Here is a 19,072-nt window from a genome sequence, read left to right on the forward strand (position 1 = left end):
GATGTTGAAAGTCCTAAAAGGGAGGCTGGTGCAAAAGGTGGCCAACACAAGCCGCAAGCTGTGGGAGCCATACACGATCGAGAATCCCCCGGGTGTGCAGGTCATCGTCTCCGCGTATAACTGTGCGCCGATGCTGCCGAGGTTTTTGCAATCGCTCGAGCGGGCGATGCGGGGATTTCGCTGGGTGTTTCTGGCGGCAGATGACGGAAGCGCGGATGAGACGTACGCAGTGTTGAAAGCGTATGTGAAGACGCAATGCACGGCGGATGAACACAAGCTGCAGCGGTTCAAAAAAGCGGCGAATGTCAGCGTGGCCAAGAATCGTGTCGTGCGGATGGGCTTTCCGTACCGGGAAAAATATCCAGCCATCGCGCTCTGTGATGCGGACGACGAGGTGGGCGAGCAGCGGATCAGCGGTTTGCTCGAGATCGCGTTGAGGGAAGGCAGTCTTTCCTTGGCCGGGGATTTCCTGCGCGAGCGAGGGGGTGAGCGGATCTTGCACAAGGCGGCGGCCCTGACTTATGGACCGCCGATGACGTTGTTCCATGAGGCGTTGCTGCCGTGGGATGGAACGCTCTTCGATGAGACGTTTCACAACCATGGGGATTGGGCACAGCAGGCGGAGTGGCGTTCGCGGGGAATCTTTACGCGGCTGGTGGACGGGTTGATCACCAACATTCATGTCTATCATCCGCTCTCGGTCAGCAACAACCTGACGGAAACGCAGATCACGCGCCGGGCGGAAAAGCTCGAGGGGTTCAAAGCGCAACTGGAAAAGAGGAAGCTGATCAGCTTTTGCACGACGTGCATGGGGCGTTTGCATCATCTCAAGCAGACGCTGCTGGCCAACATGGAAGTGTGCCGTGATATGCCAGATGTGGAGTTCTGCCTGGTGAACTATAATTCCCAAGATGGCATGGATGCATGGGTGAAGACGGAACTGGGCGAACAGCTCAAGAGCGGTCGTCTGCGTTATGTGCATACCATGAAGCCGAAGCAGTTCAAGATGGGAGTGGCGAAAAACATGGCCCATGTCCTAGGGACGGGAATGTTTCTGGTGAACGTGGATGCAGACAATTTCCTCACGCCAGAGTATGTGCAGGCGTTGCGATCGGAGATCGCGGCGGGTGGAGAAGTGATCCACTTCCCGAGTGACGACCGAGCGTGGGGTGGGGGCTTTGGCCGGGTGGCGGTCCGGGCCGATCTGTTCCGGGCGGTGGGCGGTTACGATGAGGAACACAGCGGGTGGGGGGCGGAAGACTGGGATCTGGTGCAGAGGGCGCAACGGATGTCGCGCCGAGCACTGCGCCTGTTAGATCCGCACGTCCTCAGCTACATCGATCATGACGATGAGGAGCGGCTGAAGCACATGGATGTGAAGAACAAGCACGCGAACAACAAGCGGTGGCACAAGTATTTCATCGCCCGGCTGGAGCGGGGCGAACTGGTGGTGAACAAGGGGAAGCAGATAGGCGTGATATGAATGAGACAGCAGCAGTTGGGATAGCGGGTAAAACAGCGGAGCATCTGGTGGATAAGGATACGAAGTATATGCTTATCTATGGGGCAGTGATGCTGTTCATCGTGCTGGCAGTTTTGATCTCTTTTATGGTGCGCTACTTCATCAGCGACCGGGCGGGGCTGATCGCGGATATGCGGAAGGATCGGGAGCGATATGAGATGACGCTGATTACGATCAATGAGAAGCAGGCCAACCAGATCACAGCCCAACTCAAGATGCAGGAGCAAAGCAACCAAGTGTTGCAGACCTGTGCCACCGTGTTAGCAGAATCTAACATCCTGATCCGAGAGTATAATGACCTCATGCGGAAGCAGCTTTACGAAACCCGCCACCGTAAGGGTGAAGGGGAATGAGAATCCATACAAAATAGTTGACCACAGAATATGGCGTGGCATCGTGGCGACGGGGGAGGAGAGCAGACAGGTTATGAAATTCATGCGGGTTCTTCTGGTGGCATCCCTCTCGACCGTGGTGGCGTCTTCAGCTTTTGCGGGCAGTCTTTTCGGACCGAAGCAGAAGATCGAGCAGACCAACCAGAAGGCGGTGGAGGATGTGCAATCGACGGCGGCGGAGAAATTGAACCGGGTCATCACGGGGGAGAAGACGCCGGTGCGTCCGGTGGTGCCGATGCCCCAGGCGAATGTCACGCTCCGTGGTGATGGCAACATCTACCTTGCGCCGGAGAATCGTGCGCCGGAGAGAAGCACGGACGAGATCTATGAGGAGTTTCTGGAGCGCAAGCGGATCCGCGAGGAGTTCGAGCGATACAAGAGCGCCGGGATGGGAACGTACCGGGAGGAGGTCAGTTACCAATCGAATTCAGGTGCCGGTGCCACCAGCAACAAGGAGTCGAGCGAGTATCAGAAGTGGAGCATCCCCCTAGGTTGGAACCTCATCCTTCTTGGTATCGGTGCCTGTCTGCTGCTGTTTGTGTTCAACCGGTTGAGGAATACGAGTGCGGCGTTCAACCAGTTGTATCTGGCCTCGGACGGAATCATCGGCAACTGGATCAAACAGGCGAGAGAGCGGGCACAGACTACCGGAGATCCAGCGGAGATGAACCGTTTGAACGCGGAGATGGTGGACATGGAATCGGCCCGCGGCAAGCTGCTGACGGAAAAGACCAAGTTAAAACCCTAAGTTGTCATGAACAAGAAGACAGGGAAAACAGCCTTCTTATTCGGCTCGGTCGTATTGGCGGGTTCGTGGTCGGTCATCTATTTCAATGGCCAGACCTTCGAGCCCAATGCCACGCGTGGGTATGTGGAGTTCGCGTGTGCGCACACGATGCCGGTCGTGAATGAGTTCGGCTGCATGCTGCATCCGGCGGTGATCGCCCGGTCTTATCAGACCATGCTGCACCAGCAGTTCAATCTGAACCACCAGATGCGTTTCTGGGACAAGGAAAACATCACGAACGACCGGATGCTGGGCACGATCGTGGCGGTGGACTTTCCGTCGATGCCGGAGGGCGGGTGGAAGATTGCGAAGACCAAGGAGGAAGCGCCAGGCATCCGCGGAGTGGCGAGCATGAGCCTGATCGCGCATGGGGTGGACAAGATCGTGGGGGAACACAAGACCGGAAAGAAGGAACGTACGGTCAGCATCGAGATGCTGTTCGATGAACTGGAGAGCGGCTTTGTGGTGATGGGGGTGGACGTGCCCGCCAACTTGCGGCAGGACACACCGCAGGACATCTGGGCGCAGAACATGGTGTATATCCCATGGGCGAAAGCGCCGGAAGAGTTGCAGAAGCTGTGGACGGGCAAGCGCATCAAGGGGCGCTGGAAGAATCAGGAAGTGCGCCTGCTGTGCGGTGGCATCGACAACTCGGTGCATTTCGCCGGGTTGGGACTGGTGGACAAAGGCTTTGAAAAAGAGGCTTGTGTGAAGGCGATGCTGGCCGGTTCCGAGGAGGCAGATCCGGCGGATATATTTGAAGCGCAGATGGATTCCATGCTGGACCTGGTGAAGGAAAATCTCGCTGCGTAAAAATTCTATAAAAAATAGTTGACTATATAAAATAGATATAGCAAACATAGCGACGTTCAAAAGAAGCAGGGGAGGCTTCGGAAGAAAAGGGTTATGAACCACGACATCTCCTGGCTTAAAAAGTTTTTCAAGAAGCAGCAAGACCTCATCGCTTCTGCTCCCACCACGATCTCCGCAAAGCTCAAGGAAGCTTTGAACAAGCAGAGCGGCCAGATGGCCACGGTGCTGGCTGGCATGCCGGCGGATGACAAAACCGAAAGCATGACCGGGGAAATCGCCTTGGTGATCTGCGGCGGCATGGCGGAGTTGCTGGAGCAACAGAACGCCACGCTGCTCGGGTTCGACGGTGAAGTGGATAACCGCGTGAAGGTAGTGCTGGCCGGTCGCATCGACAAGGGTGAACTGATCGAGAAGGCCACGCACGAGAGCCTGATCGAAGCCGCGAAGAAATCGGGAGCTGCCGAGGAAGCGGGCAAGCAGGAGATCTACGGCAAAAATCGCCAAGCCATCGTGCTGGCGGGCATCGCCGGGACCGAAGACCTCGCGATCTTGGGCCTGCCGAAAGAAGGTTTTCAGACGGCGGTGGATACGGCCAAGAAGCGCCATGGCGAGATCAAGGCGCTGAAGGTGGAGCTGCCGGTGGCGCAGATGTCCCGTCTGTTGTGGGGCACAGAGGAGGCATGGGGTTCGCAGTTCGAACTCATCAAGTGTGCGGCGGGCAAACCGGGGAATCCTTTCCCCGCACCGAAGCCCGGCGAAGGCGACAAGGGTGCTTATCCGCCGATGTAAAAATTTCAGGGGAGCAAAAAACAATACTGAGATTTTATGCCAGCGAACGAAAATAAAGCGACCCAAGGTTTTCAAATCACCCGTGAGTATCACGGTAATCCCCGCTCCCTGCGTATGGAGATCGCGGCGATTATCGGCCAGGCGGTGATGGCGGATGCCACCGATCCGACGAAGGGTATCGTGGCGAGCGGCCGTTTCGAAGGCTTCCTCACCCGTCCCGTGGTGGATGGCGCGCCCGCCTTGTCGGACATCGTGTTTCCGGGCCGCGGGCCATTGCCTTTTACCATGGGGCATGAGGCGCAAGTGGTGCTCGCCGATGAAGTCGAGATGGAAGGCGAGGACTACATCGTGGAATCCGGCACTGGTGCGCTCGCGGCGGTCAGCGCTGTGGGCAAGAAGATCACGCCCTATCAGGGCAAATGGCGCGAGACGCAAAGCGGCGAAGTGCCGTTCTTCGTGGTGCAGGCGGTCCTGACGTCGCTGGATTCCGAAAACAGTTTCCGCATCCGGGCGACCGCCATCCGCTAAGCCAAACCTGTTCCGACTAGACACACCAATTTAATCAATCTGGGGAGGTTGAATAAGCAAGGGTATGAACGCTCAACTGAAAAACATCCTCACCAGTCTCCAGAAACGCCCGATTTTGCTTTGCGGCACACGGGTAGATGGCAGCGATTTGCATACCTCTGTGGATGCGAAGTTCGCCGCCATGCTCGCTTCCAATGTCACGGAAGCACAACAGCTCGAAATGATCCGCGGTGCGTGGAAAAGCGAGACTGTCCGCGAGCAGCTTTGCGGCATCCGCCTCGAGCAAACGCAGAACTACGTCTATGCCACGCTGGGTTGGGCGAGCATGTTCTACGGGCTGGAGGAATTGGGACCTTCTGACCGGGCCTATTTCCAGAACAACACCAAGCAGGAAACGGCGGTTTACTACATCGCAAATGGTGGCAAGCCCCGCAAGAGCGAGGTCATCCCGGTGCAGGATGAATTCGCGGTGCCGATGCGCTTCCTGACAACGGAGCGCGTGGGCTACCAGATCGAAGACATCAACAACGGCATCATCCGCGACGCCGCACTGGCCACGCTCGATGTGGCCTATGACCGCCGCCGCAAGATCGATTCGCTGGCGTTCGCGAACTTGACGCAGGTTTACGGCGACTTCGTCACGACGGGCAAGAAGTCGCTGCGCACGTATCTGGCGCACAGCGGCATCCATCAAAGTGCTTTGCCGACATCGAACGACATCACGGTGCCCGACACCACAAACAGCACGAAGTTCCGCTTCGAAGTGTTCGATTCCATCCTTGAATACTGCGACCGCCTGGCGGGCGCGTTCAAGGACGGTGATCTCCGCCCGACCGGCAATATCCGAGTGCCGTCCACGGATACGACGCATCTGCTCAAGCAGGTGTCCTACACGGGCAATGCGAACAACCGCCTGCCGGAATCGGTCCGTCAGAATTATTTGCAGGTGTCCCACGGTAACGTGGACTGGACGCTCATCCCGGACAACACGATCCCGAGCGGCAAGTGCTACCCGGAATTGAACAAGAAGGTGGGCAAGATCTATTCCAAGCCCGCCTTGGAGCATGAGTTCATGAAGACGGATCTGGAGAACAACTGGGAAGAGCGCTGGGAGCGGTTCCCGCATGGCAGCTACATCCCGGAAGTCAACCGTCTGCACGCTTTGCGAGTCACCTACAAGAGCTAAGGAGTCGTCAGTCAACTGCGGGTGTGACGGGGCTGCCGTGGTGCAACGGCAGCCCCTGATACCGGCAAACCAAATAAACTGCCATGAGTAAATATGCTTTAACAGCGGTCGCGGCCAAGCGCCGTGGCATCGCCGCCAAGGCCACGCTGGCCTTGGAATTCCGGGTCAAGGTTTCGTCCCTGCCGGTGCAGAAGGTTGCCGAGATCCACTTCCCGGTGACGAACAGCGGCGTGATGGAGACAGAAGCCGCGGGTGTGGCGACGCTGGCGGAAACGCCTGCCGACCTTCAGTGCTTCGTGCGTGGCCAGCTTGAATCGCTGGTGAACACGGTGGTAGTGCTGAATGTGGTGGATGCCGACAACGGCAATACCACGGCCACGGCGACCTTTGCGCCGCCGTCTTGGGTGAACGACCAGAGCAAAGATTTCCCCGAAGGTTATGCGGTGGATTTCGTCACCAACAACGGCAAGAAGGTGAAGTCCATCACGGGCTTCGCTTCCGTGACGGGCGGTGACACGGGCAGCAAGCTTGCCATCGCAATGCTGCCGGACTTGGAGAGCTTCCGGGTGGTGGGTTCCTGCACGGAACGTGATTTCACTACGAAGGCCCGCAGCTCAGAGCATATCCCTGGTGAGGAGGATGGTTCCAAGCATGTGAAGCGCGGTCGCTCCGAGCCAGGTGAACTGACGGTGAGCCAGAAGTATGTCAGCTACGCCGATGGATTGGGTCGCATCGCTGGTCGTTCGGTGACGGCGATGCTCGAGGTGGAGAAGGAAGGCAAGGTCACCACGGAGCGTCTGGTCTTCGGCAACTGGGTGCCGACCACGAAGCCGAGCGCGGGCGATGGTAACGACCATGCCACGAAGCAGGCGGCGGGCAAGTATGAACTGTTTTTGGCATTCTTCGCGTCATAACGAAGTGGGCTGCGGCTAGAGCCGCTGAGGATGGGAACGGCGGCAAGCGGAAGTTTGCCGCCGTTTTTTTCGTTTAGCCAAAGATGAACACAGATTAGGGAAGGTTGAAATATGATCAGCAGCAGCGACATCAAAACATTTCTTTCGGTATTAACGGGGAGTGCGGGCAATTCCACGGCGCAAGCGAATCCCAACAATTCACGGGGCAAGTATATCTCCACGTCGGAGTGGGCGGGTGCGGTCCTGCATGATCTGTTTCCGGTGGTGACGGGGCGGCAGAATGCGGCGGAGGTGGTGAAGTATCGCTGCATCTTTGTGAAGAACACGCACGCGACTTTGACACTGACGGATCTGCGGGTGCATCTGAAAGACGCAGTGCCGAACGGGGTGGACTTTGCCATCGGGCTGGATCCAGCGGGGGTGGTGGCGCATGGCGCGAGCAGTGCGCAGGCGGCGCAGATCGCGACGGAGAACGATGCTCCGGCAGGGGTGACCTTCAGCGTGCCAGCGGATGACACCAACGGACTGGCGATCGGGGATCTCGCGCCGAACTATTGTCGCGCGATCTGGGTGCGGTTGACGGCGACGGATTCGGCGCCGGTGAATGCGGATGGGGTGACGCTGGGATTTCTTGGGGATACGGCGGAATGATAAGGGTTGGGAAACATCGTCCAGATAAGGGAAAAGTTAGGGACCGGGTGGAACCGGTCCTTACCAGCGCATGATAAGATATGGATGCGTTTAAGAATTTTGCTTGGGGTGAAGTTGCATCTAGTTACGGTGCATCTGATACCAGTATTGATCTGGTGCCGGGGTGGGACTTGCCTGCGGTGCCGTTCAACGCGGTGTGGTATAACCGGACTGATTTTCCGGGAGTGAGGACTGATCCGTATAAGGAAATTGTGCGGGTGACGGCCATTGTTGGAAACACGCTTACGATCACGCGAGCGCAAGAGGGGACATTGGCGAGTGCAAAAAACTTGTCGGGCAAGACATATGAACTCATCGCGCCTTTGACGGCGAAATCGTTGAACGAGGATATCAAGGTGGTGCAGACGGTGGATGGAAGTACGACTTCGAGTTTCTCGATCGCGGGATCCACGACCGCAAACAGAATCGTAACCGATGGGTCTCAGCCTCAGTCGAATGAAGGAGTTCAAATTGCAGCCACGCCATCTTTCCAGCCTAAAAGCCTGTCTAACTTTCTTGAGTTTACCGTCAATGGAAACTGCTCCATGACAACCATTGGAACTCCAAGTTTTTCCTTGTTCAAAGATTCTGATGCGGGGGCTTCGGATGCGCGTTCTTTAAACTCAAATCCTTCCGCCAACTACATCAGTCTAATTTCTATCTTTTGGAGAGTGCCGGTTACATCGTTAAGCGCCCAGGTGTGGAAGTTGCGGGCAGGTCCGGATAATTCCGGAACGCTGAACATCAATCCCGGTCTTTGGGGAAGTAACAAACTTCAATTCATTGTGCGGGAGGTGTTGCCGTGAAGTATGTGAGATTAACTGCGGGTGGGGTGGTGGATCTGTGGTGCAGCCAACCAGACACGCAATGTCCGATCACCGCGCCGGACCATGTGATGGATGGCTGGCGTCAGCCATTGGAAGAGGGCGGGGAGTGGCGGTCGCCGGTGAAGTCTATGGAAGATCTCTTTCAGCGGCTGGCGGAACGTCGCTGGGAGGAGGAGACGCGGGGGTGTGTCATCACGTTGGCAGATACGAGGGTGATGATGATGGATACCTCGCGGGAGAACCGGAGCAACATGATGAGCCATTACACGGCGGCGCGGGATGAACTGGTGAAAGCGGCCACGTATTGGAAGATGCTGGATGGGTGGGCGCTGATGAACCTTGATGAGTTCCGCCAAGTCATCCAGCAGACACACGCTTACGTGCAGAACTGTTTTGCGCGTGAAGGCGAATTGCAGATGGCCATCGCGGCGGCGGGGGAAGAGACGGAAGCGGTTGAAGCAATGATCGAGGCGTTCTGGCCGGAGGCGGAGGAAGAATGATCTTAGGTGCGTCCAGTCTAGGGAGTGTGGCGTTGGGTGGTGTCCTTGGGGCGAAGGTCCGCATCAGCAAGGATGTGCAAATCGTTTGTGCGGTGAGGCAGGCAGTGGAGATGGAGCGTGAGGTGGTGGCGGGAGTGCGTGCGTTGATCAGTCAGGAGCGGGAGATAGTTAGTGATGTGCGGGTGGTGGTACCGGCGGAGAAGGAAATCGTTTGTGGGGTGAGGGCAGAGGTTGGAGTGGAGCGAGAGATTGTTACCAGTGTGCGGCAGGTTGTGGCGATTGAGCGGGAGATCGTTTGTACGGTGCTGGCGTTAGTGAGTCAGGAGCGAGATTTGTTAGTTGGAGTGAGGAGTTTGGTGGGGCGTGACGTGGCGGTGCACTGCGATGTGCGCTCGGCAGTCGCGGTGGAACGTGAGGTGTTAGTGGCGGTGAGATCCACGGTGCAGCAAGAGCGGGTGGTGCTGGTGATGACGCGAGGCGCGGTGACGCTGAATCGTGAGATCGTGGTGGCGGTGAGAAAGTTGGTCGGGATCGACCGGGTGATCCTGTGCGATGTCATGGCGGGAGATCCGCCGGTAGTCATCCTGATCGGGAACCAGAAAGGGCAGAGCAGCCAGGCTGGTGCCGCCACGGTGCGCGCCGTGGTGGTGATGGGGAAGGCGAGTGGTGGAGTGAAGATTTCAGGCGGGAGAGCCAGTGCCCGGGTGTCGGGCATGACGGGAAAGGCAACGATTTAATATGGACTCAAACAGCACACTAGACTTTACCATGAAGGTTGGCGACCGCCTGCCGGCAGTCGAAGCCGAGCTCGCCATCAATGAGAGCGGGGTGAACGGCGGCATGGTGCAGGAAGTGAAATTCGTCTGGCGGCGTCAGGGTCATGAAACCCTGATGGAAGGGACGGCGGACAAGCTGCAGGAGAATCCGCTGAAGGTGCGTTATGAATGGAAGGTGAACGAGCCGGGCGGTGTGGGAGAATATCAGGGCGAGTGGAAAGTGAAGTTCAATGATGATCGCGTGATGACGTTCCGCAACGGGCCAGAGGGCGACCAATTCATCCGTTTCGCCGTCTTGAGAGGAGTGGCGGTGGAAGCGAATGTGACGCCGATCGACAGTCTCTATGACATGATCCGTCACCTCGCAGGCGACCTGTTCCCGCCGTTCATGTATAAGGACATCGCCTTGCGAACGGCGGTGCAAACGATGATCAGCATCAACAAACTGAAAGGTTATTCCCTGACTGCTGACCGCACGGCCATCACGCCGAAGATAGAGAATGGCGATCATCTGGGCCGGTTGCTTTACCACACGGTGAAGAGTTTTGTGGATCCCGAGTTTGATGCCTACTCCTACCGGATGCGCTCGATGTCGGAAAGTTTCGGCGGTCGGCGCACGTTCATCCGGGAACTGAAGGAGATCCTGCACAAGATGGAAAACGGCTCCATGTTCGGCGGGAGCAAACAGAACCTCGGCACCTGGCTGGTGACGGTGTGCGGCATGGATGTATATAGCGCAGGGTTGGTGGAGATGCCGAAGCTGAGCATCCCGGCCACGACGACAGTATTCTCCAGTTGCTGCCACTGCTGCATGAGAGACGGGTTGTGGAACTAAAGCTATGAGTAACAGCGTTGTATTCACCTTGCTGGAAGCGAAAGTCGCGCTCTACCGGTTGGATGCGGAAGGCCAGCCGTTACTGGCCTATCCGGTCTGGAGGCTTTCCTCTGCGGAACGATTGCAGATGGTGCAAACGCCGATCGAGGTCGAGACGTGGCCGACCGGCCGGGAGAATCCGCATGTGCGTCTGACGGGGATGCGGCATGACATCGATATCGGGCGAGTGTGGGAACTGAACCGGAGCCAGCCATTGGATCTGCCGCTGGATCTGGACGGCCGCTACGTGCTGGTGATCGGTTGGACGGAGGAGGGCAAGCGACCGGTGTGGCACTCGAAGACGTACTATGGGGTGACGGAGAAGCGCCGGGAGATAGACCAACGAGCAGAGCGGGGTGCATTGAAGCCGGACAACGGTTTTCATTTCCGGGCAGAATCCATGGTGCCGAACGGTGGGGCAGGCATCTTCAATTTTCCCGAGCCGACGCTGCCGCCATTGTATGTGCAGTGGGTCAATGGGTCAGAGAGCCTGCGGCTGTTCGAGTACAATCCGACGACGAAGACATTCAGCGAAAGCCAGACCGGACTGGCGACGGGCCGGGCGAGCATCGGCAATGCGCCGTTCAACGTACAGATCCAAAGCACGCAAGCGTGGTGGGTGGCAGACGGGGTGCTGACCTGTCACGATCTGGTGGAGGATGCGGGTATCGCGCCCAGCGAGAAGCCACGGCTGGAGTTCTGGCGTGGAACGCGAAGACTGGCGACCGTGGGCAAGGCGGGCTTGGTGCGGGTATTCGAGCTGACGGAGGCGACGCCTTCAGCCAGCGCGAGCAAGTTCCAATTCCTTGCGGCAGGCTCGACGCTGGCGGCGACGCTGGGCGAGGAAGGCTTGACGGCGAATTCCATCGCAGAAATCTGACACGCCGCCGTTTTAGCAGACGGTTTCCTCTTGTTGATTCCATAAAAAATAGTAGCCTATATAAAAGTGAAATTGATTTTCACCATCATGCTGTTGCTGGCTGGCTGCCTAAATGGGGCAGTTCCGTCTGTGGGTCTGGCCTCGTGGTATGGTGAGGATCATCGCGGCAAGCTGATGGCGAACGGTCGTCCGTTCAACCCGGATGCGATGACCTGTGCGAGCTGGCATTATCCTTTGGGAACGCGACTGAAAGTGAGGTCGGGAACGCGACAGGTCATCGTGACGGTGACCGATCGCGGGCCGAACAGGCGTTTCAAGAAACGCATCATCGATCTGAGCCGGGCGTCCTTTGCCCGACTGGCTCCGTTGAGCCGAGGCTTGACCCAAGTGAACGTGGAGAGACTGCCATGATACCCAGCCGGATCGGATTCATCCAAGCGCGTCAGCCTATGCACGTCGAGCAGAAGGGTGTGGAGATCGTGGTGACGTGGACGGATAACACGGGGTTGAGTTACAATCCGGGAACGGGCGGATACACGGGTGAAGGGGCGCCTAAGCGGGCGAATGTGAAAGGGTTGGTCCATTTTGTGACGGCACGTTCGGTCTTGCGGCAGTTTGAAGAGATCCAAGGCGGAGACATCATCTTGGATACTTGGGGCAAGCTGGCGTGTGAGGGGCATCAAGAGATCAAGCTGACGATCGACGGCGAGATCTGGGTGATGAAGGAGCTTTCGAACAAAGCGGCGGCGATGTGGGATACGTTGCGGGGTGATGGGAAAGGGTATCGCACCTATTTGCTCAGGCGCGAGACATGATCAAGAGCAACGTCAAAGCGGTGATCCGCCGGCTGGAGAATTTTCAGAGCGGGTTTCCGGCGGCGGTGGAGCGGACGATCAATCCGAAGGCGTGGCAGCAGGCGCTGGGACGGCATGCGAGGATGGCGATGGAAGCCGTGGCTTTGCCGCATGAGATGCGATTTTTGCCGGGGATAGAAAGCACGCTGGTGGGCAAGTCGGTGGCGAAGGGTGTGGTCTGGCAGTTATCGAATCCAGATCCCGCGGGCGGGACAGTGCCGGATCTGGAAGAGGCACGGTCATTGGTGAAGGGCGGGCATTTCCGCAAGGGCAACCGGGCGCAGGCGGCGGAGATGCAACGGAGAAGCCAGCAGGTGGAACGGGTGCGGCTGGCGGTGCGGGAGTTTGTGGCAGCGCCGGAGAGTGAAGGCGGCAAACGGCGCAAGGCGATCGACGCGGGGTTGACGGATGAAGAACTGGCCGACCGGCTGGAATGGATCATGGGCATCCATCCGGGGCAGAAGGCAAAGCATCGGACGGACAAGATGGAATCGGCAGGTGACAGCCTGCAAGCGGCGGTGGAGCGGTGGATGATGGAGCAGTATGGCGGGGAAGGGTTGACGCCGGACCGGGCGAAGGTGCTGTTTCAGGCGGTGGCACTGGTATGGCGGCAGTTCTATCTGGATGCGTTACCGGTGAGATTGCGGCAGGAACTGCGGAAGTTGTGGAAAGATGCGGGCGAAACACTTTTATAAGCGGACATGTCATTAAACGCGAACAGCATCAGTGCGGAGCAGGTGGAAAGCTCGAGCAAAACCATTCTGGCGGAATGGTTGAGCCGTTGGTTCACCGGGCAGAGCCAGGTGTTGAGTGGCAAGGAAATCCAGTTTCCGCTGGCGGAAGTGGAGTTCGACCAAGGGCCTTCGCAATCGCCCCCGAGCAGCAAGACATTGATCCGGGTGCGGGCAGTGAGTCTGTGGGATGAGTCCATGGACAGCGAGCAGGGGCGGGTGAAGCATGATCATGTGCGGATGATCTTCGTGGCGAAAGCATCGGGTGAAAAAGCGCGGGAGCGTTCGCAGAAGGTCGGGGAATTGCTGCACTGGTTGTTGAACAACCCCTCGGCCACGGTGGATCTGGCGGAGAAGGGCATCTTCGATATCGACCCGATGAAGGCAGAGCCGCTGGCCAGCACGGATCATTACCAATACATGGTGCAGGCGAAGATGTGTTTGCAGTATGAGGTGGTGTTCCGCACCTAGAATTTCAGGGGAGAAGCGAGCGGGATTTTATGAAGAAGAAAGCGCCGAATACAAAAGAGCCAGAGTTAAAAGTGATCAGCATCGCGAGCATCGATGATCTGGACAAAATGTTGCGCGAGCCGATCCATGTGAAGTTTCCTTTGGGCGGCGGGCTGGTGGACATCGAATGCTTCCGGTTGAGGCCGGTGGAAGCGCAGCAGATCGAGCGCATCTTGAACGGAGCGTTGCCGCCGTTGGTGGATGATGGCGATGGGAAGAGCCACTACGACATCACCGATCCTGAATACCTGGACAGGAAGGCAAAGGCGCAGAACGAAGCGCGGGCGCTGACGGTCTATCTCGCGTGCCCATTATATCAGGCAAAGTTTCCGGGGTTGAAATCGCCGCAGGAAATCGCGGAGAAGGTGAACAGCCTGCTGACGGAAGAAGTGCTGCGGCTTATCGCCAACACGGTATCCTCGGAGAATGGACTGGTGCCGAGGATGGCGAATTTTTTTTAGACGGCCGCCTGCCGAAAATACTCAAGGACTGGCAGCCTGCTAAAGAAGAGTGGTCGGACGGATTGCCTGCGCCGGACTGGGAATACTCCGAGATGGAGACGGCGAAGGCATTCGGCATTTCGTGGACGGAATGGAAAACACTGCCGGTGCATGACCGGGCGAGGATGCTGGCCCATGAGATCGAAGCATCCAAGCGAGAATGGTATCGTTACGAGAAGCAGAAGGAGAAGCAGGACGGGCAGAAGGACGGGGACAATGACAGTTACCGCTCCATGCGTGAGAGGTTCGGCTGGTAGTGTGTGGTGATGGTGGGAGGGGATTCTGAGGATATGTGGGTGCGCAGTTACTGGAAAAGCTGACATTTGAGGTCGAGTTACCGAGGACCACGGGAGGGTTCAAAGGTTTACTGGAAGAATTGCGGGCGATCGACACGGCCCTTGCAAGTCTCCAGATGCGTTTTAGCGGACTGTCCCAGCCGGGATTCTTCCGCAAGAGCGCCCGTCAGATCGAAAAGGAACTGAAGGCATTCCAGCAGACGATCTCGAAATCTTCTCCGCAGGACATCGGCAAGTATCTGGGCTTCGATGATCAGACCCTTAAGAATTTCTTTGGCAAGGCGGAGGTGGCGCGGGCGGGTTACTTCAAGAATTCACGGGCGGCGGCGGGTGAGTTCGCCAAGCTGAGCAAGGAAGCGAGCAAGAATGCGGATGTCACGGCCCAAGCCTTCGCCAGTTTTTTGAACGGTGGCACTGGGCGGGTGGCGGGCCAGATACCGGTCGCGGCAGTCGCTGAAATCAAGACGGCGCAGGTGAACGGAATCGTGCCGTTGATCGTGCCTGCCAGCCAGGTCAAAGCGGTGCTGGAAGGGGCGGTGACATTGACCATTCCCGCCAGTGCGGTGCAGGGCGTGGCGAAGGGTGGCACCGCAGGAGCGGCTGCTTCAGGTGCAGGTGTGACGGCGACCGGCGGAAAGGTTCCGAAAGCGGGCAAGAGCAACAGCCCGTCTGCTGCGGAGATCGAACGCTTCACCACGACGAACAAGAAGGGCACGACGACCGCCATCACCAAGGCGTTGAATCCGTTTGATACGGAAACAGTCGTCACAAATCCGAAGGGAGGAGAGACAGTCATCCGGCGGCAGCAACGCGGTAAGGAACTGGTGCAGGGCGTGAACGACCGGCTGGCGGAAACGCGATCGCGGATGGGGCAGGAAATGGATTCTGGTTTCACCGGCAGGCGTTCGGCGGATCTCAAGAGGCGGGCGGATCTGCTGACCAAGGCGGCGGCGGATGTCGAAGCCATCCTCAATGACAGCAAGAAAGATCTCGAGGCCATCAAGCAGAAGCGGGTGGTGCGGCAGCTAGAGAACCGGGTGGGCAGCTTGAAAGCGCAGGCGGCGAAGGCGCAAGAGCAGTCGGCCCAAGCGGCATTGGCCGAGGCGACCACGGCAGCGAAGGCGATGGCTCCGGTCTACCGGGCAGGTGAACGTACGCGCAAGCAGATCGAAAAGGACCGGCTGAAAACCGAGGCCGCGGATGAGAAGGCGAAGGAAGCTTTGCGCAACCAGCAGAACACGGTGCTGCATGGGGCGACGTCGCAGGCGTTGATGGATGGGGCGCTGACTTACGGATATACGCAGAAATCGCAGACACAAAGGACGCGGGTTTCGAACAAAGGAAATCCGATCAATGTGGTTTCCACCGTGATGGAGAAGGAGGAGGGCGGGAAGAAGCTGACGAAGACGCTGGTGCAGGAATACGACCAAGCGGGCAAGCTGCTGAAGACCAGTCTCACCGACACCACGAAGGCGTTGAAGGATGTGCACGACTCGGCCAGTGCGGCGGGCCGTGGGTTTGTGCAGAACACAGCGAACGTGACGTTGTGGGCGGCGAGCGTGGCCACGCTGTACGGTTCACTGAATCTGCTGAAGACCAGCCTCAGCAGTGTGATCGATATCGGATTGCAGACGGCGCGACTCGACCAGGTGTTCCAAGGCGTGGGTGGTTCGGCCCGGCAGTTGCGGGATGATGTGCTGCGACTGGCGGCAGCGGAGGGAAGATCTTCGGAAGAAGCCATCCAGAGCGCGATATCGTGGAGCCGTCTAGGATTGACGCGGGCACAGGTGAATGAAGCGGTGCGTGTTTCCCTGATCGCGGCGAACGTGGCGGAACTGGATGCGGCGGAGGCGACGAACCGGTTGCAGGCGATCTACATGGCGTATGGCCTGACGGTCGGACAGTTGGCCGGTGTGCTGGGCCAGTTGAACGAAGTTTCCAATACGTTCAACGTCACCAACCGTGATCTCCTCGATGGTATCTCGAAGACGGTGGGTGTGGCGAAACAGGCGGGACTCGGACTGAGTGAACTTATCGGCATCGTGGGTGCGACGGCGGGTTCCACGGGGCAGAGCGGTGCGAACATCGGTAACGCGGTGAAGTCCATCATCACCCAGCTCTCCAATCCGGACATCCAGAAATTCCTGCGTCATGAATTCAAACTGGAGACGACGGAGAGCGGCGGGTCGGAACTGAAGAACATGAGCAAGGTGCTGGCCGACCTGTTCGTGTCCTACCAGAAGATGACGGACATCGAGCGGCAATGGCTGCTGGTAAAAGTGGCGGGCCGTCACCAGTCCAGCCGCATGGCGTCCATGCTGGATTCCTACATCCGGGCGCAGACGCTGGCGATCAACGCGCAGTTGAACCTGAACAGCGCCGAGGAGGAAAACGCCAAGATCAAATCCACATTGGCGGCGCAGTTGAAAAACATCTCGACGGAATGGGACCGGCTCATCTCCAAGCAGGGCGAGAACGGAGCGGTGCGGATGATGAGCGAGATGGCGCAAGCCTTCAGCAATGTGCTTTCCGTTCTGAACAGTGATTTCGGCAGCAAGGCATTGACGGCCATCGCCGTGCTGCTGGCGGTCATCACGGCGCGTTTGATCCTGACGGCGGTGAACATGATGAGAGCAGGGACGGCCACGGGTTATATGGCCACCACGGCGCGCCAACTCGCGGGAGCGTATCAGCAATTGAATGCCGTGATGGACCTGACCATCGCCCGGTTGCACGCCTCGCCGGGGTTGTGGGGGCGGATGAAAGCCTCCGCACTGTCGGCGATCGGAGCGATCAAAGGTGCGTTTTTGTTCATGTGGAAATCATTGCAGGTGGCACTGGTGGGATTCATCACGATGCTGCCGCAGATGGCGGTATTCGCGGCGGGATTGTGGGCGTGGAACCGGGGGATGGATGCGATCGGCAGAAGCAGCGAGGCGGCAGAGCGCAAGCTGGCGGGCTTCAATGCCGAGGCAGAGCGGGCGGCCAGTGCGGCCGCGGCGGCTGCACAAGCGGCGCGACTCTATGACACGGCGCAACGGGCACTGCCGGCGATGCGTTCCGAGAAAGAACAGATCCGGCTGGTGAAGCAACTCGGGGATGTGGGTTTATCCAAGTCGGACCAAATCAAAGTCATGGATTCGTTACGTTCGGGTGACACGCCTGCGGCCAATGCCGTGCTGGAGAAGGAACGGGTGGAATGGATCGAGCGGGCGGTGGAAGAAAGGCAGAAAGAGTATGAGGCCATCCAGAAGAACATCCAGTTGGCGGAAGAGGAAGTGGACCGTTTAAGGGGCAGCTTTTTGCCGGATGCGAACCTGATCAAAGAATGGGAATCGCGTCTCGAGGAGATGCGCAACAAGGGAGTGAAGGCGGCTTTGGACATCAGCCGCGGGCTGGATGATTCGCTCGAGCAGTATCACGCGAACGATGCGCAGAGCCAGGCGAACTTGGAACGGCACAAGATGATCTTGCAAGGCATCGCGGAGATCTATCGCGAGATCGGTTCGATGACGCCGATGGGCAAGCATATGCTCGATGTCCAGAGCCTGGAGTCGCAGGTGGGCTATCTCGAGAGACTGGCGCCGAAGCTGGAGAGCCAACGGGCGGGGCTCATCGAGGATCTGCAACGGAAGCGGCGTGAGCAGAACAACAAGGAGGCCGAGGAGAAACGCAACGAGGCGATGCGCATCCGGGAAGAAGGCATGCGGGTTCCGTACGGCATGCCCGCCTACATGTCGCAGAGAATCAGCCAGCTTGAACGTGAGGCATTCAACCTCGAGGCCCCGACGAATCGTGGCATCGCGGGCAATGCGGGTTATCAGCAACTCTTGAAGCTGCAGCGGCAGGTGGAAGACGACCTGAAAGCCAAGCGCACGGAACTGGAGGGAGTGAAAGCGCAGGAAGAACAGGCCCGTCAGCGGACGCGGCTGAACCTCGCCACGCAAGGAGCCAAGGCGGAGGCGTCCCAGTTCGATGTGGGCGACAATGAAGCGGAGAAGTTGCGGGCGCGAGAGGCTGGCTTGCGGCGGCTGATCCAGCAAAAGGAAAAAACTTTTGAGGCGATGCGTCCGATCGAGGAGCAGGAACGGAACATCGCGGGATTGTTGCAGCACCAGTTGGACCTTCAGGAATTGCTCATCGAGAAAGAACGGATGAAGCATCAGCTCACCCGGGATGAAGCGCAGTTTTTGAAGGAGCGGAACAAAGAGGCGCAGAGGGCTTTGGCGATGGCGGGACCGGAGGACATGTTGCGCCGGTTGGGGGCATCGCAACTGGTGCGCGGCGGGATGGATGCGGGCAAGTGGTTCTCACTGGATCCGAAGATGCGCGAAACCATCCAGCAAATGTTCCCGCAATTCTCGTTCGAGTTCCGGGAGATGCGCAAAGCGAGGCAGGCATTGGGTGGACCGAAGCCCGCGGGTGAACTGGAGAAAGACATCGACGCCCTCGACAAAGACCGCCGCCGTTGGCTGGGGCGACTGAAGCCCAAAGATGGAGATCCAGCACCGAACCTGCCGGACGAAACGAACCGGCTGGCATTGGAATTCAGGAACCTCGGCAAAGGCGTCTCGGCTTTCGCGGAAACGGTGAGCAACGCGGTAGCGAAGATAGACGCGGCCATCGCCGGCATGAAGCCGGGAGGCGGAGGTGGGTTGAACCGTCCGCGTCAGGCAATGGGAGGAGTGGTCGGATAAATTTTT

At 58.3% G+C, this 19,072-nt stretch carries 21 protein-coding genes; all 21 read left to right on the forward strand.

Annotation, left to right across the window (positions count from 1 at the left end):
- Nucleotide 1: 1 nt before the first annotated feature.
- The 21 genes from VGH19_06635 to VGH19_06735 all read left to right on the forward strand — a co-directional run bounded on the left by VGH19_06635 (nucleotide 2) and on the right by VGH19_06735 (nucleotide 19,066).
- Entirely contained in the window at nucleotides 2-1,483 is a 1,482-nt protein-coding gene (locus VGH19_06635) for a glycosyltransferase (GenBank protein HEY1171032.1), read from the forward strand.
- Entirely contained in the window at nucleotides 1,480-1,875 is a 396-nt protein-coding gene (locus VGH19_06640; GenBank protein ID HEY1171033.1) for a hypothetical protein, read from the forward strand. Before VGH19_06635 ends, VGH19_06640 begins: the two co-directional genes overlap by 4 nt.
- Nucleotides 1,876-1,957: 82 nt before the next feature.
- The gene (locus tag VGH19_06645; protein ID HEY1171034.1) at nucleotides 1,958-2,662 is read left to right on the forward strand and encodes a hypothetical protein; all 705 of its coding nucleotides are present in this window, start codon (nucleotides 1,958-1,960) and stop codon (nucleotides 2,660-2,662) included.
- 6 nt (nucleotides 2,663-2,668) lie between these two features.
- The gene (locus VGH19_06650; protein ID HEY1171035.1) at nucleotides 2,669-3,514 is read left to right on the forward strand and encodes a hypothetical protein; all 846 of its coding nucleotides are present in this window, start codon (nucleotides 2,669-2,671) and stop codon (nucleotides 3,512-3,514) included.
- A gap of 93 nt (nucleotides 3,515-3,607) precedes the next feature.
- Nucleotides 3,608-4,303, forward strand: a complete 696-nt coding sequence (locus VGH19_06655) for a hypothetical protein (protein HEY1171036.1) — start codon at nucleotides 3,608-3,610, stop codon at nucleotides 4,301-4,303.
- A gap of 36 nt (nucleotides 4,304-4,339) precedes the next feature.
- Nucleotides 4,340-4,831, forward strand: coding sequence for a hypothetical protein (locus tag VGH19_06660; protein ID HEY1171037.1), 492 nt, complete (start codon nucleotides 4,340-4,342; stop codon nucleotides 4,829-4,831).
- Between the two features lie 64 nt (nucleotides 4,832-4,895).
- Nucleotides 4,896-6,017, forward strand: coding sequence for a hypothetical protein (locus tag VGH19_06665; GenBank protein HEY1171038.1), 1,122 nt, complete (start codon nucleotides 4,896-4,898; stop codon nucleotides 6,015-6,017).
- 83 nt (nucleotides 6,018-6,100) lie between these two features.
- Nucleotides 6,101-6,931, forward strand: coding sequence for a hypothetical protein (locus tag VGH19_06670; GenBank protein HEY1171039.1), 831 nt, complete (start codon nucleotides 6,101-6,103; stop codon nucleotides 6,929-6,931).
- 111 nt (nucleotides 6,932-7,042) lie between these two features.
- Nucleotides 7,043-7,582 (forward strand): hypothetical protein, encoded by a 540-nt coding sequence (locus VGH19_06675; GenBank protein HEY1171040.1) that lies wholly within the window; start codon nucleotides 7,043-7,045, stop codon nucleotides 7,580-7,582.
- An 80-nt stretch (nucleotides 7,583-7,662) separates the two neighbouring features.
- Complete coding sequence (locus VGH19_06680; protein ID HEY1171041.1) at nucleotides 7,663-8,427, forward strand: hypothetical protein; 765 nt, start codon at nucleotides 7,663-7,665, stop codon at nucleotides 8,425-8,427.
- The gene (locus VGH19_06685; GenBank protein HEY1171042.1) at nucleotides 8,424-8,948 is read left to right on the forward strand and encodes a DUF4376 domain-containing protein; all 525 of its coding nucleotides are present in this window, start codon (nucleotides 8,424-8,426) and stop codon (nucleotides 8,946-8,948) included. The genes VGH19_06680 and VGH19_06685 overlap by 4 nt, the downstream gene beginning before the upstream one ends.
- Entirely contained in the window at nucleotides 8,945-9,685 is a 741-nt protein-coding gene (locus VGH19_06690) for a hypothetical protein (protein ID HEY1171043.1), read from the forward strand. Before VGH19_06685 ends, VGH19_06690 begins: the two co-directional genes overlap by 4 nt.
- A gap of 31 nt (nucleotides 9,686-9,716) precedes the next feature.
- Entirely contained in the window at nucleotides 9,717-10,559 is an 843-nt protein-coding gene (locus VGH19_06695) for a hypothetical protein (protein ID HEY1171044.1), read from the forward strand.
- 4 nt (nucleotides 10,560-10,563) lie between these two features.
- Entirely contained in the window at nucleotides 10,564-11,478 is a 915-nt protein-coding gene (locus tag VGH19_06700) for a hypothetical protein (GenBank protein HEY1171045.1), read from the forward strand.
- A 66-nt stretch (nucleotides 11,479-11,544) separates the two neighbouring features.
- Entirely contained in the window at nucleotides 11,545-11,889 is a 345-nt protein-coding gene (locus VGH19_06705; GenBank protein HEY1171046.1) for a septal ring lytic transglycosylase RlpA family protein, read from the forward strand.
- Nucleotides 11,886-12,293 carry a hypothetical protein gene (locus tag VGH19_06710; GenBank protein ID HEY1171047.1) on the forward strand — a complete coding sequence of 136 codons (408 nt, stop codon included), beginning with the start codon at nucleotides 11,886-11,888 and terminating at the stop codon, nucleotides 12,291-12,293. The genes VGH19_06705 and VGH19_06710 overlap by 4 nt, the downstream gene beginning before the upstream one ends.
- A complete protein-coding gene (locus tag VGH19_06715; GenBank protein ID HEY1171048.1) occupies nucleotides 12,290-13,027 on the forward strand; it encodes a hypothetical protein in 738 nt (245 codons plus the stop codon). Before VGH19_06710 ends, VGH19_06715 begins: the two co-directional genes overlap by 4 nt.
- Before the next feature lie 6 nt (nucleotides 13,028-13,033).
- The gene (locus VGH19_06720) at nucleotides 13,034-13,534 is read left to right on the forward strand and encodes a hypothetical protein (GenBank protein ID HEY1171049.1); all 501 of its coding nucleotides are present in this window, start codon (nucleotides 13,034-13,036) and stop codon (nucleotides 13,532-13,534) included.
- Between the two features lie 29 nt (nucleotides 13,535-13,563).
- Entirely contained in the window at nucleotides 13,564-14,034 is a 471-nt protein-coding gene (locus tag VGH19_06725) for a hypothetical protein (protein ID HEY1171050.1), read from the forward strand.
- A 62-nt stretch (nucleotides 14,035-14,096) separates the two neighbouring features.
- Nucleotides 14,097-14,330 carry a hypothetical protein gene (locus tag VGH19_06730; GenBank protein ID HEY1171051.1) on the forward strand — a complete coding sequence of 78 codons (234 nt, stop codon included), beginning with the start codon at nucleotides 14,097-14,099 and terminating at the stop codon, nucleotides 14,328-14,330.
- Between the two features lie 35 nt (nucleotides 14,331-14,365).
- On the forward strand, nucleotides 14,366-19,066 hold the full coding sequence (locus tag VGH19_06735; protein HEY1171052.1) for a phage tail tape measure protein: 4,701 nt from the start codon (nucleotides 14,366-14,368) through the stop codon (nucleotides 19,064-19,066).
- Nucleotides 19,067-19,072 lie beyond the last annotated feature (6 nt).

The sequence above is a fragment of the Verrucomicrobiia bacterium genome, assembly GCA_036405135.1.
GTDB lineage: Bacteria > Verrucomicrobiota > Verrucomicrobiia > Limisphaerales > JAEYXS01 > JAEYXS01.